This is a genomic window from Pantoea ananatis LMG 2665 (assembly GCF_000710035.2).
GTDB lineage: Bacteria > Pseudomonadota > Gammaproteobacteria > Enterobacterales > Enterobacteriaceae > Pantoea > Pantoea ananatis.
The window spans coordinates 476789-494026 of sequence record NZ_JMJJ01000004.1 but is presented as its reverse complement, the minus strand read 5'-3'; the positions used below and the strand labels follow the sequence as shown (position 1 = coordinate 494026).

Sequence of the window (17238 nt, the reverse complement as noted above, 5' to 3'; positions counted from 1 at the left end):
CCAGCGGCGTATCTGCTGATCGGTTCTGCACTCTTCTCCGTTCAGCAGAGGATCAGGCTGGCCCGCCTGACCGTTGACGCGTCAGTAGCGTCAGCACTTCAAAATGCGCCGTGTGCGGAAACATATCGAACAGCTGTACCTGGGTAACCTCGTAATCCTTCAGCCGGGCAATATCCTGTGCCATGGTCTGCGGATTGCAGCTTGAATAGAGCACATAGTCAGGCGCCATGGCGCTCAGATAATCACACAGCGCTTCCCCAATCCCGCGACGCGGCGGATTCACCAGCACCAGCTGTGGCACACTATCCCGCTCAGTGGCAAACGCGGTGGAATCCAGTGCGGCAAAACTGACGTTGTTCAGACCCAGCATCTGCGCAGAGCGCTGCGCGCACTGGATGGCTTCGGGACTGATCTCAATACCGGTAAGCGCTAACGTGGGTGAGGCACAATGCAGGCCAAATCCGCCCACGCCGCAAAACAGATCCCACATGCTGGTCACCGGCAGTTGACGTACCCAGTCGCGCGCCGTCGCATACAGCGCACTGGCGACCTGAGGATTGGTCTGGAAAAAGCTTTGTGGCCGAATCCACAACGGCACGCCGTTAAACTCGTCCGCCAGCGCCTGAGTGGATGTCAATGCGACCTCCTCGTCCCCTTCCAGAATAGCCATATGCACCGGCTGTATGTTGGCTGAAATGACCTTTAGCTGTGGGAGTTGCTGCTGTAGCCACGGCAGGGCGTTACGCAGCTGTGTCAGTTTGGTGTGCGACCGCAGGACAAAACGCAGCATCATGCCGCCCTGGGTACTTTCGGTGAGCAGCAAATACTTCAGTTCACCGCGCTGACGTTCAATGTTATACGGCGTTAAACCGGCACGCGCGATAAAGGGTTTTAAGGTCGCCAGTACCGGGGAAAAGCTGTCGGGATAGAGCGGACATGCGCAAAGATCTGTCGCCTCGCCGTTGCGCTGCACCATGCCGAAAACCGGACGCTCAACGCTGCCGCTTACCACCATCTTTGCTTTATTGCGGAACCCTTGCTGCGCTGAGGTTACCGGCGGCAGCCACTGTTTAACCGGAAACGCGGCCAGCAGTTGGTTCAGCCGGGCCCCTTTATCATCAAGCTGCTGGGGATAGGGTTTTTCAAGCCACTGGCAAGAGCGGCAACGGTGAGCGTCATAGAGCGCGCAGTGCATGGTAAAGCCTGTATTAACTGTCGGGAAGGTTGGCGGAGCGCGATTGTATCACCGCTTGCGGAAAAATGCGCGGCTGCTGGCGGGCAGAAAAAGCAGTAATAACACCATCAGATCGGGCAGTTTTTGCAGCAGCGTGCGGTGAATAATCTGCAGATTATTTTCACCTGCAATACTGTAGATTTCCGGATAGATCCCGCCTGTGGAGGCCATCAACATATATAACAGCACCACAATTTGCGCCGCCACGAATCCCCAGCGTCCCCGGTTGCTTCCGCGCATCAGCGTAAAGGCACAGCGCAATTCAAATAAGAAAATGACCTGGCTGGCGATGAAGATCAGCGTGGAATCCCATGACTGCGCACTGCGATGGACAAAGTTGGCCAGCTCGGTATAACCCAGTTCATTCGCCAGCATCAACACGCTCAGGCAGCGCGTCGCGATAATCGCCACGCCCGCCACCGTAACGGGGACCGGGGCAGCCGGTAAAACAGCGCCGTGTTTAAGCATTTCCGACATGTCTTTCACTCCACCATGACGATAAAAAGGCTGGATTAACCAGCCCTTCTATAGAATGGCAAAAGTCGGGGATTTCAGCCACGTTTCGCTTTCTGAATATCGCTTAAACGCTGTTTTTCTTCATGTGCCATGACGCGCCAGGCAATAAAGCCCACGATGCCCACAACGAACAGGATCAGGGAAGCCAGCGCGTTGATCTCCGGATTAACGCCACGTCGTACCGTGGCAAAAATCGCCATCGGTAAGGTGGTGGCACCCGGGCCGGTCACAAAGCTGGCAATCACCAGGTCATCCAGTGACAGGGTAAAGGCCAGCAGCCAGCCGGTCACGATGGCCGGCGCAATCATCGGCACCGTGATCACAAAGAAGACCTTCAACGGCGTCGCGCCAAGATCCATTGCGGCTTCCTCAATTGACCGGTCCAACTCGCGCAGGCGCGAATTGATCACCACCGCCACGTAAGCGGTACAGAAGGTCACGTGCGCCAGCCAGATGGTGAGCGTACCGCGTTCTGTCGGCCAGCCCAGCGCATTGCCGAGCCCGACAAACAGCAACAGCAGCGACAGGCCGGTAATCACATCGGGCATGACCAGCGGTGCAGTGAGCATAAAGGCAAAGCCGTTATGGCCGCGAAAACGCCCAAACCGCACGATGATCACCGCCGCCATGGTACCCAGCACCACCGCCATGGTGGCGGAAAGCGCGGCAATGGTGAGGCTCAGCAGCACCGCATCGATCATGGCATCGTCCTGAAACAGCACCTGATACCAGTGAAATGAAAACCCTTCCCAGACCGTAACCAGTTGGGAACTGTTAAAGGAGTAAACCACCAGCAGCAGCATGGGCGCGTACAGAAACATAAAGCAGCAGGCCAAAATCGCCGTGCGCCAGGGAGAGCGGATCGTTGGCAGATTATTCATCCCTTCTCTCCCATTTCTCGGTTTTGATGTTTATGGAACCAGATAATCGGCAGGATCAAAATCAGCAAAATGATCACCGCCAGCGCGGAGGCCACGGGCCAGTCGCGGTTGTTAAAGAACTCCTGCCAGAGAATACGGCCAATCATGATGCTGTCCGGTCCGCCCAGCAGTTCGGGAATCACGTACTCGCCGACCGCCGGGATAAACACCAGCATGGAACCGGCAATGATGCCGCCTTTGGTCAGAGGCACGATCACGCTGAAGAAGGTTTTCAGCGGGCGCGCGCCCAGGTCCAGCGAGGCTTCCACCAGCGAGTAATCGATACGCGTCAGCGCGGTATAGATGGGCAAGACCATAAACGGCAGATAGCAGTACACAATCCCGATATAGACCGCCGTATTGGTGTAGAGGATCACCAGTGGATGATCGATCACGCCTGTCCACATCAGAAAACGATTAAGAATACCGTTATTGTTCAGCAGCCCCATCCAGGCGTAAACCCGCACCAGGAACGACGTCCACGACGGCAATATGACCAGCAGCAGCAGGACAGACCGCATCGAGGACTTACTGTGCGCGACGGCCCAGGCCAGCGGATAACCAATCAGCAGACAGATGACAGTGGAGATCGCGGCCACTTTTAACGACTGCAAATAGGCGTCGATATACAGCGGATCCTCACTGAGCGTGACATAGTTGCCCAGATTCAACACCAGACTCAGCTGATCGTCAGCCCAGGTGACCAACTCGGTGTAAGGCGGAATGGCACGGGCAATATCCGCAAAGCTGATTTTTAAAACAATCAGGAACGGCAACAGAAAAAATAGAATCAGCCACAGGTAAGGCAATGCAATGACGAGCTTGCGCCCGTGCTGCATTTTTATGCGCGTTGCCCAGCGCTGCAACGGTGTACCGAGCAGCTTAGCCGGGGCTTTCGTGCGTTGAAAAATCTGGCTCATCGCGCCTCCTTAAACTGTCAAAACCACGCAGCTGTCACTGTCCCAGCACAGGCGCACCTGGTCGCCCCAGGTCGGCATACCTTTGCGGTAGCGATGTTCATTTTGCAGCTGGGCACTGAGCATCTGACCGCTGTGCAGGCGAACATGGTAAATGGAGAGATCGCCCAGATACGCGATGTGTACCACCTCACCGTCCGCGACGTTACAGCCATCGGCAGGAATCTCTTCACACAGCATCACCTTTTCCGGGCGCAGGGCAACGTGAACCGGCACGTTATCGACGACCGACACATCGGAATCCACTTTCAGAGGATGCTTGAGGCCCGGACTGTCAATCACCAGGCCGTCTTCCTGACGTTCACGCAGCAGACCGTCGAACACGTTGACTGAACCGATAAACTCGGCGCTGTAGCGGCTGGTAGGATGCTCGTAAATCTCTTCCGGCTCACCAATTTGCACGAATTTGCCCCGGTTCATGATGGCAATTCGCCCCGCCATCGTCATGGCCTCTTCCTGATCGTGCGTCACCATCACGCAGGTCGCCCCGACCCGCTCCAGAATATCGACCACTTCCAGTTGCATACGGTCGCGTAACTTTTTGTCCAGCGCCCCCATGGGTTCATCCAGCAGCAGCAGTTTAGGCCGCTTTGCCAGGCTACGCGCCAGCGCCACGCGCTGCCGTTGTCCCCCTGAAAGCTGGTGCGGCTTACGTTTGGCAAATTCCTGCATGTGCACCAGTGACAGCATTTCTTCCACGCGGCTGGCGATTTCGCCCTTTGCCAGTTTATCTTGCTTTAGGCCAAAGGCGATGTTCTGCTCCACCGTCATATGGGGGAACAGCGCATAGCTCTGAAACATCATATTGATCGGCCGCTGATAGGGCACGACATGGGAGAGATCGTGCCCATCCAGCACAATCTGGCCGCTGGTGGGCTGTTCAAAACCCGCCAGCATGCGTAACAGGGTAGATTTGCCACAGCCGGATGCGCCGAGCAGAGCGAAAATCTCCCCTTTGTAAATGGTCAGGCTGACATCATCCACGGCATGCTGGCCGTCAAACGATTTGGTCAGGTTGCGAATTTCCAGCAGCGGCGTTAACGCTTTTGCGGTTTTATTTTGCGGGCGAGGGATGGCATCGTTCACGAATGTAGTTCTCCGGAGCCAGGCGGAACAACGCGGCAAACAGTGCCGCTAAAAATGGCACAACAGAGGCCTGCACTGCGCCTCTGTTGCTGTCACAAAACATATGCTGTCGAATTACTTACCGCTTTTAACCTTAGTCCATGCACGCGTACGCACACGATCCAGTTTTGGATCCTGGACCTTCAGCACAAACAGTTTGGCCATGGCATCCGGCGTCGGATAAATACCCGGGTTATTACGGATATCGGCATTAATCAGCGGCAGTGACGCTTTATTGCCGTTGGCGTAATTCATTTTATTGGAGATGTCAGCAATCACTTTCGGATCCATGATGTAATTCAGCCAGGTGTAAGCGGCATCCACATCTTTCGCGTCTTTTGGAATCGCCATCATATCGAAGAAGGCCAGTGCGCCCTCTTTCGGTACGCTGTAACCAATGTTGACGCCATTCTTTGCTTTCTCCGCACGGTTTTTCGCCTGAAGAATATCGCCTGACCAGCCAATAGCCACACAGATATTGCCGTTCGCCAGATCGTTAATATATTGCGAAGAGTGGAAGTAACGAATATTCGGACGCAGCTTAAGTAGCAGATCCGTCGCGGCGCCAGAATAATCTTTTGCATCGCTGCTGTTAGGATCTTTGCCCAAATAATTAAGTACGGTTGCGAAGATCTCTTCAGGCGCATCCAGGAAAGACACGCCACAACTTTTCAGTTTTTCCAGGTTTTCCGGCTTCAAGACCAGATCCCAACTGTTTACCGGCGCATCCGCGCCCAGCGCAGCTTTCACTTTTTCGACGTTATAGCCAATGCCGGTGGTGCCCCACAAATAAGGAATCGCATATTTGTTACCCGGATCGTGTTGCGCCACTTTCGCCATTAACGCGGGATCCAGATTTTTATAGTTTGGCAGTTTGCTTTTATCTAGCGGCTGAAACACGCCGGACTGAAGCTGACGCGCCAGGAAACTGGAAGAAGGCACCACGACATCGTAACCCGTACTGCCGGCCATCAGTTTGCCTTCCAGCACTTCATTGGAATCAAACACGTCGTAGACGACTTTAATGCCGGTCTGCTTTTCGAAATTAGGCACGGTATCTGGCGAAATATAATCCGACCAGTTATAAACGTGCAGCGTCTTATCTTCCGCCATGGTACTGGCTGAAGCAGCCATCAGCACCCCAGCAACCACACCTGACAACCATTTTTGACGTTGGTTGAACATGCTTTTAATCCTCCTGAGCGGGTTATAACAACGCTGCACATCAGTGATTCAGTTTTGCGTTTTGTGATTAAAATTCAGTGACACAATGAATCATTATTCAGTGGACGTTTAATAGTAAAAACCTATACCTGCGCGGCAATCTAAGGCCTGTCGCCGCCCCGCAAGCATAGCCCCCCCGTTAAGGGTTCACCAGACCTCAGCGTAAAAAACGCCTGAACTCAATATTTTAGGCATGTTTAAGCTATGAGGTTCGGCTTTTATGGCATAAAGAACGTCATAAATCTGGCAATTAAGGGCTTAATGCAGAATAAAACATTACGGTTATAAATTAATCTATGTCGTTCACAATTGATAACATTAAGAATTACGCGTGCCGGAGACAGGGATCTTTGCGGCTGCATCGGCGGGGCGGGAAATAGTGCGGGTCAGCAAGTAGACATTCGCCGGGAATAAAAAAAGCCGTCACGGGTGACGGCTTAATCAGATCCTGTTCTTAGTGCAGAACAGAATGGATGCTGCTGCTTGAGACGTGCTCTTCGTCTTCACCTATCATCAGCAGATTATTGGCAAAGGCTTCCATAATGACCATGGAAATTTCTTCTTCGCTCTGCTTCATAAAATGTGCAAACTGCCCGAAGGTTAACCCGGCAGTGGTCATCATTGACTGACAAACAATAAGCTTAGGCAGGTTGTCATCCTGTATATCGATGAACGCCTTCACCGTGAGCGAACTGGCGTTAATTTGCGATAAGTCACCCACCAGCGGAATAAGCGCAGTCGGTTTTACTTCGGCCAGTGCCGAAAACAGAATGACGTTATCGACCAGGTCGATTTTAGCGTCAAACACCCCGTCGAAGTTTTGCATGTGCGGCAAATGAAGAGCCTGACAAGCATCACATTCAAACCAAGTGATATTTTGCTGATCCAGCCAACGACGCAGCAGGTCGATATCCGGAACGACAAGAGAATCCATTGTAAAATCCCATGGGGTGATAAATAAGCGACCTAGCTTACGGAAAAACGTGGTGAGATTCCACGAAAACCACTGAAAAGCGCGGGTCAACCCGTGGTTTTAGGACGGAGCCCGGGGGTAGCATGCCGTTCAATGTGGTCAATCATCATGCCGGCGATGTCAAGACCGCTTGTGGTTTCAATCCCTTCCAGACCTGGTGAAGCATTCACCTCCATCACCAGCGGGCCGCGCGCCGAGCGCAGAATATCCACCCCCGCGACGTCCAGCCCCAGTACCGCGGCGGCTTTGACTGCCATCTCGCGCTCCTGCTCGCTAATGTCAACCGTGCAGGCTTTGCCGCCGCGATGTAAATTCGAGCGAAAATCGCCCTCTTTCGCCTGGCGCTCAATGGCCGCCACGACCCGATCGCCAATGACCAGACAGCGCACATCGCGTCCGCGTGCTTCCTGAATAAACTCCTGCACTAAAATGTGTGCATTCAGCCCACGAAAGGCATCGATAACGCTTTCTGCCGCCTGGCGCGTCTCTGCCAACACCACGCCGATCCCCTGCGTGCCTTCGACCAGTTTCACCACCAGCGGCGCGCCGCCTACCATGGCGATCAGATCCTGCGTGTCGTCAGGAGAAGAAGCAAATCCTGTTACTGGCATATCAATCCCGTCCCGTGCCAACAGCTGCAGGGAACGCAATTTGTCACGCGCGCGGGTCACGGCGGCGGATTCATTTAAAGGATAACTGCCGCACATTTCGAACTGGCGTAGTACCGCCGTGCCGTAGAAGGTAATCCCGGTGCCAATGCGCGGAATAACGGCATCGAAGTGCCCCAGCGGCTCGCCACGGTAGTGAATACCGGGCGAGGCGGGGTTGATGTTCATGTAACACGAGAGCGGATCGATGATTTGAACAAAATGACCGCGCTGTTCGGCGACGTCACGTAAACGGCGACAGGAATAGAGCGTTCCATCGCGCGACAGAATGGCCATTTTCATCAATCAAAATCCTTGCGTTAAATTAGCGTGTTGCCCAGCCCTGCTGATGCAGGTAATCCAGCATAAACGGGCGCGTCTCTTTGATGATCAGGCGCTGAATCAACTGGCTCCAGGTTTCGCTACGCTGGTTGCTGTCGCGTTGTTCATAGTAGATCGCCGTGCGGCTATCGTAATCAGCCAGCACCGCAGGATCCACTGGTTGATAACGATTTTCGTGCACCAGCATCGACTGCGGGATGCGCGGTTTAACATCTGGTATGGATTCAGGATAGCCAAGACAGAAACCAAACAGCGGCAGCACAAATTTTGGCAGGCCCAGCAGTTCGGTAACCTGAGCGATATTATTACGAATGCCGCCAATAAAGACGCCGCCCAGCCCCAGGGATTCCGCTGCCACCATGGCATTTTGCGCCATCAGCGCCGTATCCACACAGCCCAGCAGCAGCTGTTCTGCCCGGCCTAACTGGGCATCAGGGCAGATTTGCAGGTGACGATTAAAGTCAGCGCAAAATACCCAAAACTCCGCCGCCTCGGCCACCCATGTCTGACCGCCCGTCAGGGTAACCAGTTGGTCACGTAACGCCGGATCGGTGATGCGTACAATAGATGAGCACTGCAAAAAGCTGGATGTGGACGCCGATTGGGCCGCAGCAATAATCGCCTCACGCTGTTCAGCACTCACCTTTTGATCCGTAAAAGAACGGATGGAACGGTGGCTGCATAATAAATCGATAGTCGGTGTCATAAAATCTCCAGCTAATTATCTTTTTTTTCAGAAAGGTTGAACAACTGCGGCGCAAGTGCTTTGGCACAGCGCCACATCAATAGCCAGGCGGCAGGTAACATCAGCAGAATGCCAATAATAAACAGTGCGGTCGCCAGGCGCGTGCTCCCGGCACCGGCAGGCAGTGCGGGTAACCACTGGTTAACGACCAGCAGCGCGCTCGCGATAAGTACGCCGCCCAGCGCCTCCAATGCCAGTATGGTCTTGGGCAATTTTGCGACATTCCGCATGGTTTCCTCCTGCCTCAGGGCTGACTGAGTCTCAATTATGGATAACATCCTTAAAATTGCCCATCAGCGGTTTCGGAGAGTGCCATTGCAGAGCACCGGGCCCGGCTTTGCGACGTCATAGGATGCGGGCATCAGACTAACAGGTAAATCCTGCTTTCTTTAAGCACGACGAGCGGGCATCATTACCGGCTTTCCAGACTTTGTCGTGTGATCGTCATCACACACTGACCTCGCAAGGAGTTCTCAATGATTGCTGTTATTTTTGGTCGTCCCGGCTGCCCTTACTGTGTTCGGGCGAAAGAACTGGCGGATAAGCTGCAGGCCGGGCGTGACGATTTCAATTACCAGTATGTTGATATTCAGGCGGAAGGCATCACAAAAGCCGATCTGGAAGCCAGTGCAGGTAAACCTGTCAGCACCGTACCGCAGATTTTTCTGGATGAGCAGCATATTGGTGGCTACACCGAATTCGCCGCCTGGACAAAAGAGAATCTGGGATTTGTTGCCTGAGCAACGGATGTATCAGAACTGACGTCCTGAAAAGTGCGCGCTGGCGTGATGCCAGCCGCGCCTTGATGATCGGTTAAGCCAGCCCCGCGTGCGTTAACGCGACAACGGCAGGATGCAGCTCAACACAGTCGCCTAACGCTTTGACGCCGCGATCAGTCGCAGCAACCGCACCAGCAATGCCCCGCATCCCGCCCAGAACATACCGCTCATGCTCCAGACAGCAATATAATTCCAGCTGGCACTCCCGGCAAACACGCTATGTAGCAGCAGCGCAGCCAGCACCGTTCCAGTAAACGCCATCACCAGCGTGCTTTTTAGCGGCGCCTCCCGCTGCATGAGCGCCATGACGGCACCCGGCAGTAAAAAAAGCAGCAATTCAGGCTGGCTGTGTAGCGTCTGCGTGCCTGACAGCCGGAAATCCTGGGTAAACATAAACACGACACAATAAAACACGCCACCTGATACGCAGGTTGCCCAGAAATAATAACGCTGCGGCATAACTCCCCACTCATTAAAAACATGCCAAAACTTCGCCTTTGACCTTGCCGAGCCTGGTGGAAATAAAAAGAAACAGTCGTTTTGAGAACGAATGAAAGTCGCCAATGGCTGAGAATGATTTTTCTGATTAGAATATTGGCCGCGTTACCTTTTCAGACATCAGTGATAGCTGGAGGTAATCTTACGGCCTGCTCAAGATAGCGAAAAACAGGCCTCTCTTCAATAGGTTACAAGTAAACAAGAAGTTAAAATGTTGAATGTTAACATCGCAGAATTGTTAAGAGGTAATGACATTCTGTTATTATTTTTCGTACTGGCACTGGGACTTTGCCTGGGGAAATTACGTTTTGGCTCGATACAACTCGGAAATTCCATTGGCGTATTAGTGGTTTCATTATTATTAGGTCAGCAACACTTCTCGATGAATACGGATGCCCTGAGCCTGGGTTTCATGTTGTTTATTTTCTGCGTCGGCATTGAAGCAGGCCCCAACTTTTTTTCCATTTTCTTTCGGGATGGCAAAAATTATTTCATGCTCGCCATTGTGATGGTGGTCAGCGCCCTGCTGCTGGCCCTGGGATTCGGCAAGCTCTTTGGCTGGGACATCGGCCTGACCGCAGGCGTACTGGCCGGCTCCATGACGTCCACGCCGGTCCTGGTTGGCGCGGGTGATACGCTGCGCCAGAGCATCAGCGATCCCAGACAGCTGGGCATCATGCAGGATCAACTCAGCCTGGGTTATGCCGTAACCTATCTTGTCGGGTTAGTCAGCCTGATTTTCGGCGCACGCTATCTGCCCCGTTTACAACATCAGGACTTACCCACCTGCGCCCAGCAGATTGCGCGCGAACGCGGTCTTGACGCTGACAGCCAGCGCAAAGTGTTTCTGCCGGTGATTCGCGCTTACCGCGTCGGCCCGGAACTGGTGGCGTGGAGCGGCGGCAAAAACTTGCGTGAGCTCGGTATATACCGGCAGACCGGCTGCTATATCGAACGAATTCGCCGCAATGGCATCCTTGCCAGCCCGGATGGTGATGCGGTGCTGCAACTGGGGGATGATATTTCCCTGGTGGGCTATCCGGATGCCCACGCGCGCCTGGATGCCAGCTTTCGTAACGGCAAAGAAGTTTTTGACCGCGATCTGCTGGATATGCGGATTGTGACGGAAGAGATCGTGGTGAAAAACCACAATGCCGTCAACAAACGGCTAAGCAAACTCAACCTTACCGATCACGGCTGCTTTCTCAACCGCGTGATTCGCAGCCAGATCGAGATGCCTATTGATGACAACATCATGCTGAACAAAGGTGATGTGTTGCAGGTCAGCGGCGAAGCACGACGGGTGAAGAGCGTAGCGGATCGCATCGGCTTTGTGGCGATTCACAGTCAGATGACCGACCTGCTGGCATTCTGTGCTTTTTTTATCATCGGTCTGATGGTCGGGTTAATTACGTTCCAGTTCAGCAACTTTAGCTTTGGCATCGGTAACGCCGCAGGGTTGTTGTTTGCCGGCATTATGCTGGGCTTCCTGCGCGCTAACCATCCTACCTTTGGCTATATTCCGCAGGGTGCGCTGACGATGGTGAAAGAGTTCGGGCTGATGGTATTCATGGCGGGCGTCGGGCTGAGCGCCGGCAGCGGTATCGACCACGGTATATCGGGTAACGGCGCGCTGATGCTCTTGTGCGGCCTGCTGGTCAGCCTTTTGCCGGTGGTGATTTGCTACCTGTTTGGCGCCTATGTTCTGCGCATGAACCGCGCGCTGCTGTTTGGCGCCATTATGGGTGCACGCACCTGCGCGCCAGCCATGGAGATAATCAGCGACACGGCTCGCAGTAACATCCCGGCACTCGGCTACGCCGGGACCTATGCTATCGCGAACGTTTTGCTGACGCTGGCGGGAACATTAATCGTTATTATCTGGCCGTTACTGCCCTTATAAAATTTTTTTACTGACGTCCAGAACTTTTTTTCCCGACCACAGTCTGAATAAGTGCCACTGCTTTTCTTTGAAATCCCCAAATTGTGGAGCCCGCTGGTCTTTTTCCCAGCGGGTTTTTTTATGCCTTTCTCCTGCCCGCCCTGCCTGGACACTAAAACATCATTAAACTTAAACCGTTTTGCAACCTTAACGCAGATTAAGAACCTTGTGATGGACTCTCCGACCGTCTGCACGCAGGATAGGCAGCTTATTTTGTTAGCAGTATGTGCTAGCAGATGCGACAGACTCAATCCGGTTTCGCTCGTTGGCTTAAGCCCTTTTTCCCGGATTGAGAGAATCTGAACATCAGTAAGAGGAACCGATCCCGTAATGGAAGAATTGAACCGCACCCTGTTTATGGCAATTAACGCAACACCGGATTCGCCTCACTGGTTATTGCAGCTTGCCATCTTCATCGCCAGAGACTTAATCGCCATCGTTCCGCTGCTGATTGTGGCACTGTGGCTGTGGGGACCGCGCGATCGGGTTGCCTCACAACGTGTGCTGGTATTAAAAACCGGCATTGCGCTGCTGTACGCGCTCGCCATCTCCTGGTGCGTTGGGCAGCTGTTACCGCATCCGCGCCCTTTCGCGATCAATTTTGGTCATCAGTTTCTTGCGCACGCGGCCGATGACTCCTATCCCAGCGATCACGGCACCACGATTTTCACCTTTGCGCTGGCTTTCCTGTTCTGGCATCGGCTCTGGTCGGGCATCATTCTGATGGTGGTCGCCACCGCAATCGCCTGGTCCCGTGTTTACCTTGGGGTTCACTGGCCAATGGATATGCTGGGCGGTTTTCTGGTGGGAATGCTGGGTTGCCTGGCGTCACACCTTGCCTGGCAACTGTATGGCGAACGCCTGCTCAATATCATCAACCCGCTCTATCGGGCGCTGTTCGCTTTACCGATTCGTAAAGGCTGGACACAAGGTTAAAAAAAAGGGACGCCACGGCGTCCCCTGTTTTTAGCTGAACCACTTCCCGAACCAGCCATTAAATTTCATCATGACGAAATCAATGATGCGGCTGAAGAAGCCGCCTTCCGGCACATCCTGCAGCACCACCAGCGGACGTTGTTCGATCGTTTTACCGTCCAGCTGAAAATCAATGGTGCCCACGACCTGATTTTTCTTCAACGGCGCCTCAAGCTGCGGCGATGTCAGGCTGTAGCTGGCTTTGAGGTTTTTCATCTGCCCTTTAGGAATGGTCAGTGCCGCGTCTTTTTCCACGCCCAGGTTGACCTGATTGTGTTCGCCAAACCAGACGCGCTGCTGGGCAAAAGGCGCACCCGCTTTAATTGGGGTCACGGTTTCAAAGAAGCGGAAGCCCCACGTCAGTAATTTTTCACTTTCCCGGAAGCGAATGGCATCGCTGGCGGTGCCCAGCACAACCGAGATCAGTCGCATATCGCCTTCGGTGGCTGAAGCGACCAGATTATTTCCCGCGCCAGAAGTGTGGCCGGTTTTAATCCCATCCACCTTCAGATTGCTGCTCCAGAGCAGACGGTTGCGGTTCATCTGACGAATATTGTTAAAGGTAAACTCTTTTTCCTTGTTCAGGGCGTACTCTTCCGGCACATCCCGAATCAGCGCCTGCCCAATCAGCGCCATGTCCCGCGCGGTGCTGTACTGTCCGTCGGCATCCAGACCATGCACCGTCATAAAGTGGGTGTTTTTCAGGCCAAGCGCTTTCACATAGTTATTCATCAGACCGATAAAGGAATCCTGACTGCCGGCAACATAGTCTGCCAGCGCGATGCAGGCATCGTTCCCGGACTGGATCACAATCCCTTTGTTCAGCTCATGCACCGGGATACGATCGCCGGGCTTCAGAAACATCAGAGAAGAGCCCCGCAGTTTAGGATTGCCGGTAGCCCAGGCATCCTGCCCCACTGTTACCATGTCGTCAGGTTTAATTTTGCCGGATTTGATTGCCTGGCCAACCACATAGCTGGTCATCATTTTTGTCAGGCTGGCGGGATCGAGTCGCTGATCGGCATTGGATTCGGTCAGCACTTTGCCGCTGGCGTAGTCAATTAAAATCCAGGCTTTGGCGTCAATTTGAGGGGCGGCCGGTGCCTGTTCCGCGAAAACAGCCATCGGCACAACGAGTAGCAAAGAGGTTGCAGCAATACGCCGCAGGTGAGATGAAAAGCAAGTATTTGTCATGGGCTTGGCCGGATTGTCCTTAGTAAAACGAGAGTCAAAGGCTTAACACCTTCTGTGAGAACGCTACCCGCTGGCGTCAATGAAAAAAACCGCTTAATCGTAAAGTTTTATAGATTTTAGTAGATTAACCCTGGCAAGCGTGCCGCGCGCGTGCCATTTTCCCTCACGAATGTCGCACATAAAAATGCGCTAAATTCTGATTTTTTAATCAGAAAGTTAAGGCCGTCACAAAACTGGGTTACCCTGACTTTATTCAATTGAGGAGAACCCCTATGGATCTAGCCCTGTTTGATCTGGACGAAACGCTGATTAGTGAGGACAGTACCGGCCTGTGGCTACGCTGGCTGGTCTCACAAGGCTTTGCCTCTAGTGACCTGATTGATGAAGAACAGGAATTAATGCGTCAATATTATGCCGGGACGCTGTCGATTGATGAGTACATGCATAAAACCCTTTCCCCGCTGACCGGCATGGCGACGATGACGGTGGAAGGATGGGTTCGACGCTTTATCCACCGTGATATCATGCCGCGCGTTTACCCGGAAGCCCGGGCGCGGCTTGACTGGCATCAGGCGCGCGGTGACAGAATTATCGTGATCTCCGCCAGCGGCGAACATCTGGTGAATCCTATCGCCAGCCAGCTCGGTGCCTGCGGGGCCCTGGCCATTGGTGTCGAAGTGGTGGACGAACGTTACAGCGGCAACACCTACGGCACCCTGACGTTTCAGCATGGCAAAGTGAAGCGGGTAGAAGAATGGAAAGCCGCGCGCCCTGCCGAAACCTACGCGCACACCTGGGCTTACAGTGATTCCATGAACGACCTGCCCATGCTGGCGCAGGCCGACTATGCACACGTAATTAATCCGGCGGAACCGCTGTTACAGGAAGCCGAAAAGCGCGGCTGGCAGGTCTGCCACTGGGCTCGCTGAGTTAACCGCGGGACGCGCTGGCGTCCTGCGTCAACCCAACCCTGAGCAATTTACCGTTAGCCTCATCCGTCAGTAAATAGAGATAGCCATCGGGCCCCTGACGGACATCGCGGATCCGCTCATTGCGCCCGTCCAGCAACCGTTGTTCTTCGACGACCTTCTCGCCGTTGATATGCAACCGAATCAGGTTCTTCTCTTTCAGCGCGCCAATAAACAGCGAATTTTTCCACTGTGGAAAACGTGCGCTGTTATAAAACGCCATACCGCTGATCGCTGGCGAGACTTTCCAGTAAAACGCCGGCTGTTCCGTGCCTGCCACATGCGTGCCTTTGGATTCCGGCACCTTACTGCCGTTGTAATCAATGCCGTAGGTTGCCAGCGGCCAGCCATAATTTTTGCCCTTCTGAATAATATTTACCTCATCGCCACCGCGGGGACCATGCTCACTTTCCCACATCACCTGAGTCCAGGGATTCAGTGCCAGCCCCTGAGGATTGCGTAAACCATAGGCCCAGATTTCGGGGCGCGTGCCGGGTTTATTGACGAAGGGATTATCGTTTGGCACGCTGCCGTCCGCGTTCAAACGCAGCAGCTTGCCCTGAAGTTTATCGAGGTCCTGTGCGGCACTGCTGACAAAGTTGTCGCCAAAGGCAATCCATAAAAAGCCCTGACGATCGAAGGCCAGCCGGGTGCCGATATTATTGCCACTTGAGAGGCGCGGCGTTTGCTGAATCACCTCATGAAAATCGGTTAACTGGCGGTTATCAGGGCTGAGTTTACCGTAGCCCACTACGGCGCCCGCCTTGACGTTGCTGTCCGCTTCGGTATAGCTGAGCCAGACGCGGCGGCTCTGGGCAAAATCGGGGGCCAGCACCACGTCCAGCAGTCCGCTCTGACGCTGCGCCCAGACCTTTGGCACGCCCTGAATCGGTTCGGACAAGCCGCTGTCAGGTCGCCAGCTGCGCAGTTGGCCGGATCGTTCAGTAATCAGCAACGTCTGATTATCGGGCAAAAACGCCACAGACCAGGGGTGATCCAGCTTATCCTGAAGCACCTCAACCTTAAGGTCACTCGCCCACAGCGGGCTGGAAAAGAGTAATGCGCCACTCAATAACAACGGGGTCGGAATACGAACCATAGTCTTCTCCTGACAGCGTGCAGTGCTGTTAAGCGTAGTCAGACCGTCTGGAATGCAGTAAAGGATTTACAAAAGATTAAACAAGGCGTTGGCAGCAGGATGGCTAATGGCATGCGCTGGGAAATCCGACCGAAAAGGGATCGTGAAGAGAAAAGAAGAGACCGCCCGAAAAGTGATCGTGAAGAGAAGAGACCGCCCGCAGTAAGATAGCGGGCGGAAGCGGTTATTCGAAACAGGTATCCGGATTTTCCGCCAGTGAGATAAACTCTTTACCGCCCGGCGTTAGCGCCAGAATCGTACCGCTTTCAATATCGTACACCCAGCCGTGCAGGCGTAGCTTGCCCTGACGTAACCCGACCGAGACTGACGGGTGGGTTTTCATGTTGTTCAGCTGGGCAATCACGTTTTCCTGCACCATTTCGTTGAGCTTCTTCTCAGGCGAATCGTATTCACGCTGCTCAACCACCGCTTTTGCCGCATCGGCATAACGCAGCCAGTGCTCGACGGCTGGCATAGAATCCATACAGGCACAGGAGGCGATGGCGTTCATCGCGCCACAGTTTGAGTGACCACAGATAATGATGTCAGAAACCCCCAGCGCCATTACGGCATACTCAATTGTCGCTGACACGCCGCCCGGTTCCGGACCAAAAGAGGGCACAATGTTGCCCGCATTACGGATGACGAACAGCTGTCCGGGTTCCTGCTGAGTAACGAGTTCCGGCACCAGACGGCTGTCTGAGCAAGAGATAAACAGCGCTTTTGGATTCTGATTAGATGCCAGACTTTTAAAAAGCGCCTTTCTTTCGGGAAAGACTGTCTGCTGAAAACTCAGAAACCCGTTGATGATCTCTTTCATTATTTTGCTCTCACATTGTCCACGTCATGATCTGAAGAAACGACGCCTTCAGTACTGGTTAAGCGATTCATTATTAATGAAAACAAGCAAATATCAACTTAGAATGTGACCAAAATCGCTGTCGTAAAGTTAAAGATGTTTAATATTTATCCACCTGATTATTCGGTGTTTATTAGAAATTCTTTTACACAACGGTGAGTTACTGACTTTCGGTTGCCCTC

18 protein-coding genes are annotated in these 17238 nt (G+C 53.5%); 4 read left to right on the top strand and 14 right to left on the bottom strand.

Features of this window, described 5'->3' with window-relative positions:
• Nucleotides 1–52: 52 nt before the first annotated feature.
• From rlmC to EL29_RS04105, 10 genes are all read right to left on the bottom strand, one after another.
• Nucleotides 53–1195, bottom strand: coding sequence for a 23S rRNA (uracil(747)-C(5))-methyltransferase RlmC (rlmC, locus tag EL29_RS04150; RefSeq protein ID WP_022623648.1), 1143 nt, complete (start codon nucleotides 1193–1195; stop codon nucleotides 53–55).
• Nucleotides 1196–1243: 48 nt separating this feature from the next.
• Nucleotides 1244–1711, bottom strand: coding sequence for a YbjO family protein (locus EL29_RS04145; RefSeq protein WP_014593297.1), 468 nt, complete (start codon nucleotides 1709–1711; stop codon nucleotides 1244–1246).
• A 74-nt stretch (nucleotides 1712–1785) separates the two neighbouring features.
• Entirely contained in the window at nucleotides 1786–2631 is an 846-nt protein-coding gene (gene potI / locus EL29_RS04140) for a putrescine ABC transporter permease PotI (RefSeq protein ID WP_013025205.1), read from the bottom strand.
• Nucleotides 2628–3590 carry a putrescine ABC transporter permease PotH gene (potH, locus tag EL29_RS04135; RefSeq protein WP_028714976.1) on the bottom strand — a complete coding sequence of 321 codons (963 nt, stop codon included), beginning with the start codon at nucleotides 3588–3590 and terminating at the stop codon, nucleotides 2628–2630. Before potH ends, potI begins: the two co-directional genes overlap by 4 nt.
• Nucleotides 3591–3599: 9 nt before the next feature.
• On the bottom strand, nucleotides 3600–4733 hold the full coding sequence (gene potG / locus EL29_RS04130) for a putrescine ABC transporter ATP-binding subunit PotG (RefSeq protein ID WP_028714975.1): 1134 nt from the start codon (nucleotides 4731–4733) through the stop codon (nucleotides 3600–3602).
• Between the two features lie 114 nt (nucleotides 4734–4847).
• Complete coding sequence (gene potF, locus EL29_RS04125) at nucleotides 4848–5957, bottom strand: spermidine/putrescine ABC transporter substrate-binding protein PotF (protein WP_014593294.1); 1110 nt, start codon at nucleotides 5955–5957, stop codon at nucleotides 4848–4850.
• A gap of 493 nt (nucleotides 5958–6450) precedes the next feature.
• A complete protein-coding gene (locus tag EL29_RS04120) occupies nucleotides 6451–6930 on the bottom strand; it encodes a type III secretion system chaperone family protein (RefSeq protein ID WP_014593293.1) in 480 nt (159 codons plus the stop codon).
• An 86-nt stretch (nucleotides 6931–7016) separates the two neighbouring features.
• Nucleotides 7017–7919 (bottom strand): 30S ribosomal protein S6--L-glutamate ligase, encoded by a 903-nt coding sequence (gene rimK, locus EL29_RS04115; protein ID WP_014593292.1) that lies wholly within the window; start codon nucleotides 7917–7919, stop codon nucleotides 7017–7019.
• A gap of 22 nt (nucleotides 7920–7941) precedes the next feature.
• Nucleotides 7942–8664, bottom strand: a complete 723-nt coding sequence (gene nfsA / locus EL29_RS04110; RefSeq protein ID WP_014593291.1) for an oxygen-insensitive NADPH nitroreductase — start codon at nucleotides 8662–8664, stop codon at nucleotides 7942–7944.
• A gap of 11 nt (nucleotides 8665–8675) precedes the next feature.
• A complete protein-coding gene (locus EL29_RS04105) occupies nucleotides 8676–8933 on the bottom strand; it encodes a DUF1418 family protein (RefSeq protein WP_022623649.1) in 258 nt (85 codons plus the stop codon).
• 246 nt (nucleotides 8934–9179) lie between these two features.
• Here EL29_RS04105 and EL29_RS04100 point away from each other — a divergent pair, with 246 nt between their 5' ends.
• Nucleotides 9180–9443, top strand: coding sequence for a GrxA family glutaredoxin (locus EL29_RS04100; protein ID WP_013025197.1), 264 nt, complete (start codon nucleotides 9180–9182; stop codon nucleotides 9441–9443).
• 132 nt (nucleotides 9444–9575) lie between these two features.
• Here the strand turns inward: EL29_RS04100 and ybjM are convergent, their stop codons facing one another.
• Entirely contained in the window at nucleotides 9576–9941 is a 366-nt protein-coding gene (gene ybjM, locus EL29_RS04095) for an inner membrane protein YbjM (protein WP_014606215.1), read from the bottom strand.
• A gap of 253 nt (nucleotides 9942–10194) precedes the next feature.
• On the opposite strand from ybjM, the gene EL29_RS04090 reads away from it, so the two are divergent.
• Nucleotides 10195–11883, top strand: a complete 1689-nt coding sequence (locus tag EL29_RS04090) for an aspartate:alanine antiporter (protein WP_028714974.1) — start codon at nucleotides 10195–10197, stop codon at nucleotides 11881–11883.
• Between the two features lie 369 nt (nucleotides 11884–12252).
• The gene (gene ybjG / locus EL29_RS04085) at nucleotides 12253–12858 is read left to right on the top strand and encodes an undecaprenyl-diphosphate phosphatase (protein ID WP_013025194.1); all 606 of its coding nucleotides are present in this window, start codon (nucleotides 12253–12255) and stop codon (nucleotides 12856–12858) included.
• A 30-nt stretch (nucleotides 12859–12888) separates the two neighbouring features.
• On the opposite strand, the gene EL29_RS04080 is transcribed toward ybjG, so the two are convergent.
• The gene (locus EL29_RS04080) at nucleotides 12889–14091 is read right to left on the bottom strand and encodes a serine hydrolase (protein ID WP_019106175.1); all 1203 of its coding nucleotides are present in this window, start codon (nucleotides 14089–14091) and stop codon (nucleotides 12889–12891) included.
• Nucleotides 14092–14363: 272 nt separating this feature from the next.
• Here EL29_RS04080 and EL29_RS04075 point away from each other — a divergent pair, with 272 nt between their 5' ends.
• Nucleotides 14364–15020, top strand: coding sequence for an HAD family hydrolase (locus EL29_RS04075; protein ID WP_014593287.1), 657 nt, complete (start codon nucleotides 14364–14366; stop codon nucleotides 15018–15020).
• A 1-nt stretch (nucleotide 15021) separates the two neighbouring features.
• Here EL29_RS04075 and EL29_RS04070 read toward each other — a convergent pair whose 3' ends face one another.
• Nucleotides 15022–16158, bottom strand: coding sequence for a PQQ-dependent sugar dehydrogenase (locus tag EL29_RS04070; protein WP_028714973.1), 1137 nt, complete (start codon nucleotides 16156–16158; stop codon nucleotides 15022–15024).
• Between the two features lie 223 nt (nucleotides 16159–16381).
• A complete protein-coding gene (locus tag EL29_RS04065; protein ID WP_013025190.1) occupies nucleotides 16382–17017 on the bottom strand; it encodes a carbonic anhydrase in 636 nt (211 codons plus the stop codon).
• Nucleotides 17018–17238: the final 221 nt, after the last annotated feature.

What these genes read in the sequence shown, in the direction of transcription:
- EL29_RS04075 (WP_014593287.1), top strand. Translation starts at nt 14,364, where the DNA reads ATGGATCTAGCCCTGTTTGATCTGGACGAAACGCTGATTAGTGAGGAC.
- potF (WP_014593294.1), bottom strand. Translation starts at nt 5,957, where the DNA reads ATGTTCAACCAACGTCAAAAATGGTTGTCAGGTGTGGTTGCTGGGGTG.
- EL29_RS04065 (WP_013025190.1), bottom strand. Translation starts at nt 17,017, where the DNA reads ATGAAAGAGATCATCAACGGGTTTCTGAGTTTTCAGCAGACAGTCTTT.
- potI (WP_013025205.1), bottom strand. Translation starts at nt 2,631, where the DNA reads ATGAATAATCTGCCAACGATCCGCTCTCCCTGGCGCACGGCGATTTTG.
- EL29_RS04080 (WP_019106175.1), bottom strand. Translation starts at nt 14,091, where the DNA reads ATGACAAATACTTGCTTTTCATCTCACCTGCGGCGTATTGCTGCAACC.
- rimK (WP_014593292.1), bottom strand. Translation starts at nt 7,919, where the DNA reads ATGAAAATGGCCATTCTGTCGCGCGATGGAACGCTCTATTCCTGTCGC.
- ybjM (WP_014606215.1), bottom strand. Translation starts at nt 9,941, where the DNA reads ATGCCGCAGCGTTATTATTTCTGGGCAACCTGCGTATCAGGTGGCGTG.
- EL29_RS04100 (WP_013025197.1), top strand. Translation starts at nt 9,180, where the DNA reads ATGATTGCTGTTATTTTTGGTCGTCCCGGCTGCCCTTACTGTGTTCGG.
- EL29_RS04105 (WP_022623649.1), bottom strand. Translation starts at nt 8,933, where the DNA reads ATGCGGAATGTCGCAAAATTGCCCAAGACCATACTGGCATTGGAGGCG.
- ybjG (WP_013025194.1), top strand. Translation starts at nt 12,253, where the DNA reads ATGGAAGAATTGAACCGCACCCTGTTTATGGCAATTAACGCAACACCG.
- nfsA (WP_014593291.1), bottom strand. Translation starts at nt 8,664, where the DNA reads ATGACACCGACTATCGATTTATTATGCAGCCACCGTTCCATCCGTTCT.
- EL29_RS04070 (WP_028714973.1), bottom strand. Translation starts at nt 16,158, where the DNA reads ATGGTTCGTATTCCGACCCCGTTGTTATTGAGTGGCGCATTACTCTTT.
- rlmC (WP_022623648.1), bottom strand. Translation starts at nt 1,195, where the DNA reads ATGCACTGCGCGCTCTATGACGCTCACCGTTGCCGCTCTTGCCAGTGG.
- potH (WP_028714976.1), bottom strand. Translation starts at nt 3,590, where the DNA reads ATGAGCCAGATTTTTCAACGCACGAAAGCCCCGGCTAAGCTGCTCGGT.
- EL29_RS04120 (WP_014593293.1), bottom strand. Translation starts at nt 6,930, where the DNA reads ATGGATTCTCTTGTCGTTCCGGATATCGACCTGCTGCGTCGTTGGCTG.
- EL29_RS04145 (WP_014593297.1), bottom strand. Translation starts at nt 1,711, where the DNA reads ATGTCGGAAATGCTTAAACACGGCGCTGTTTTACCGGCTGCCCCGGTC.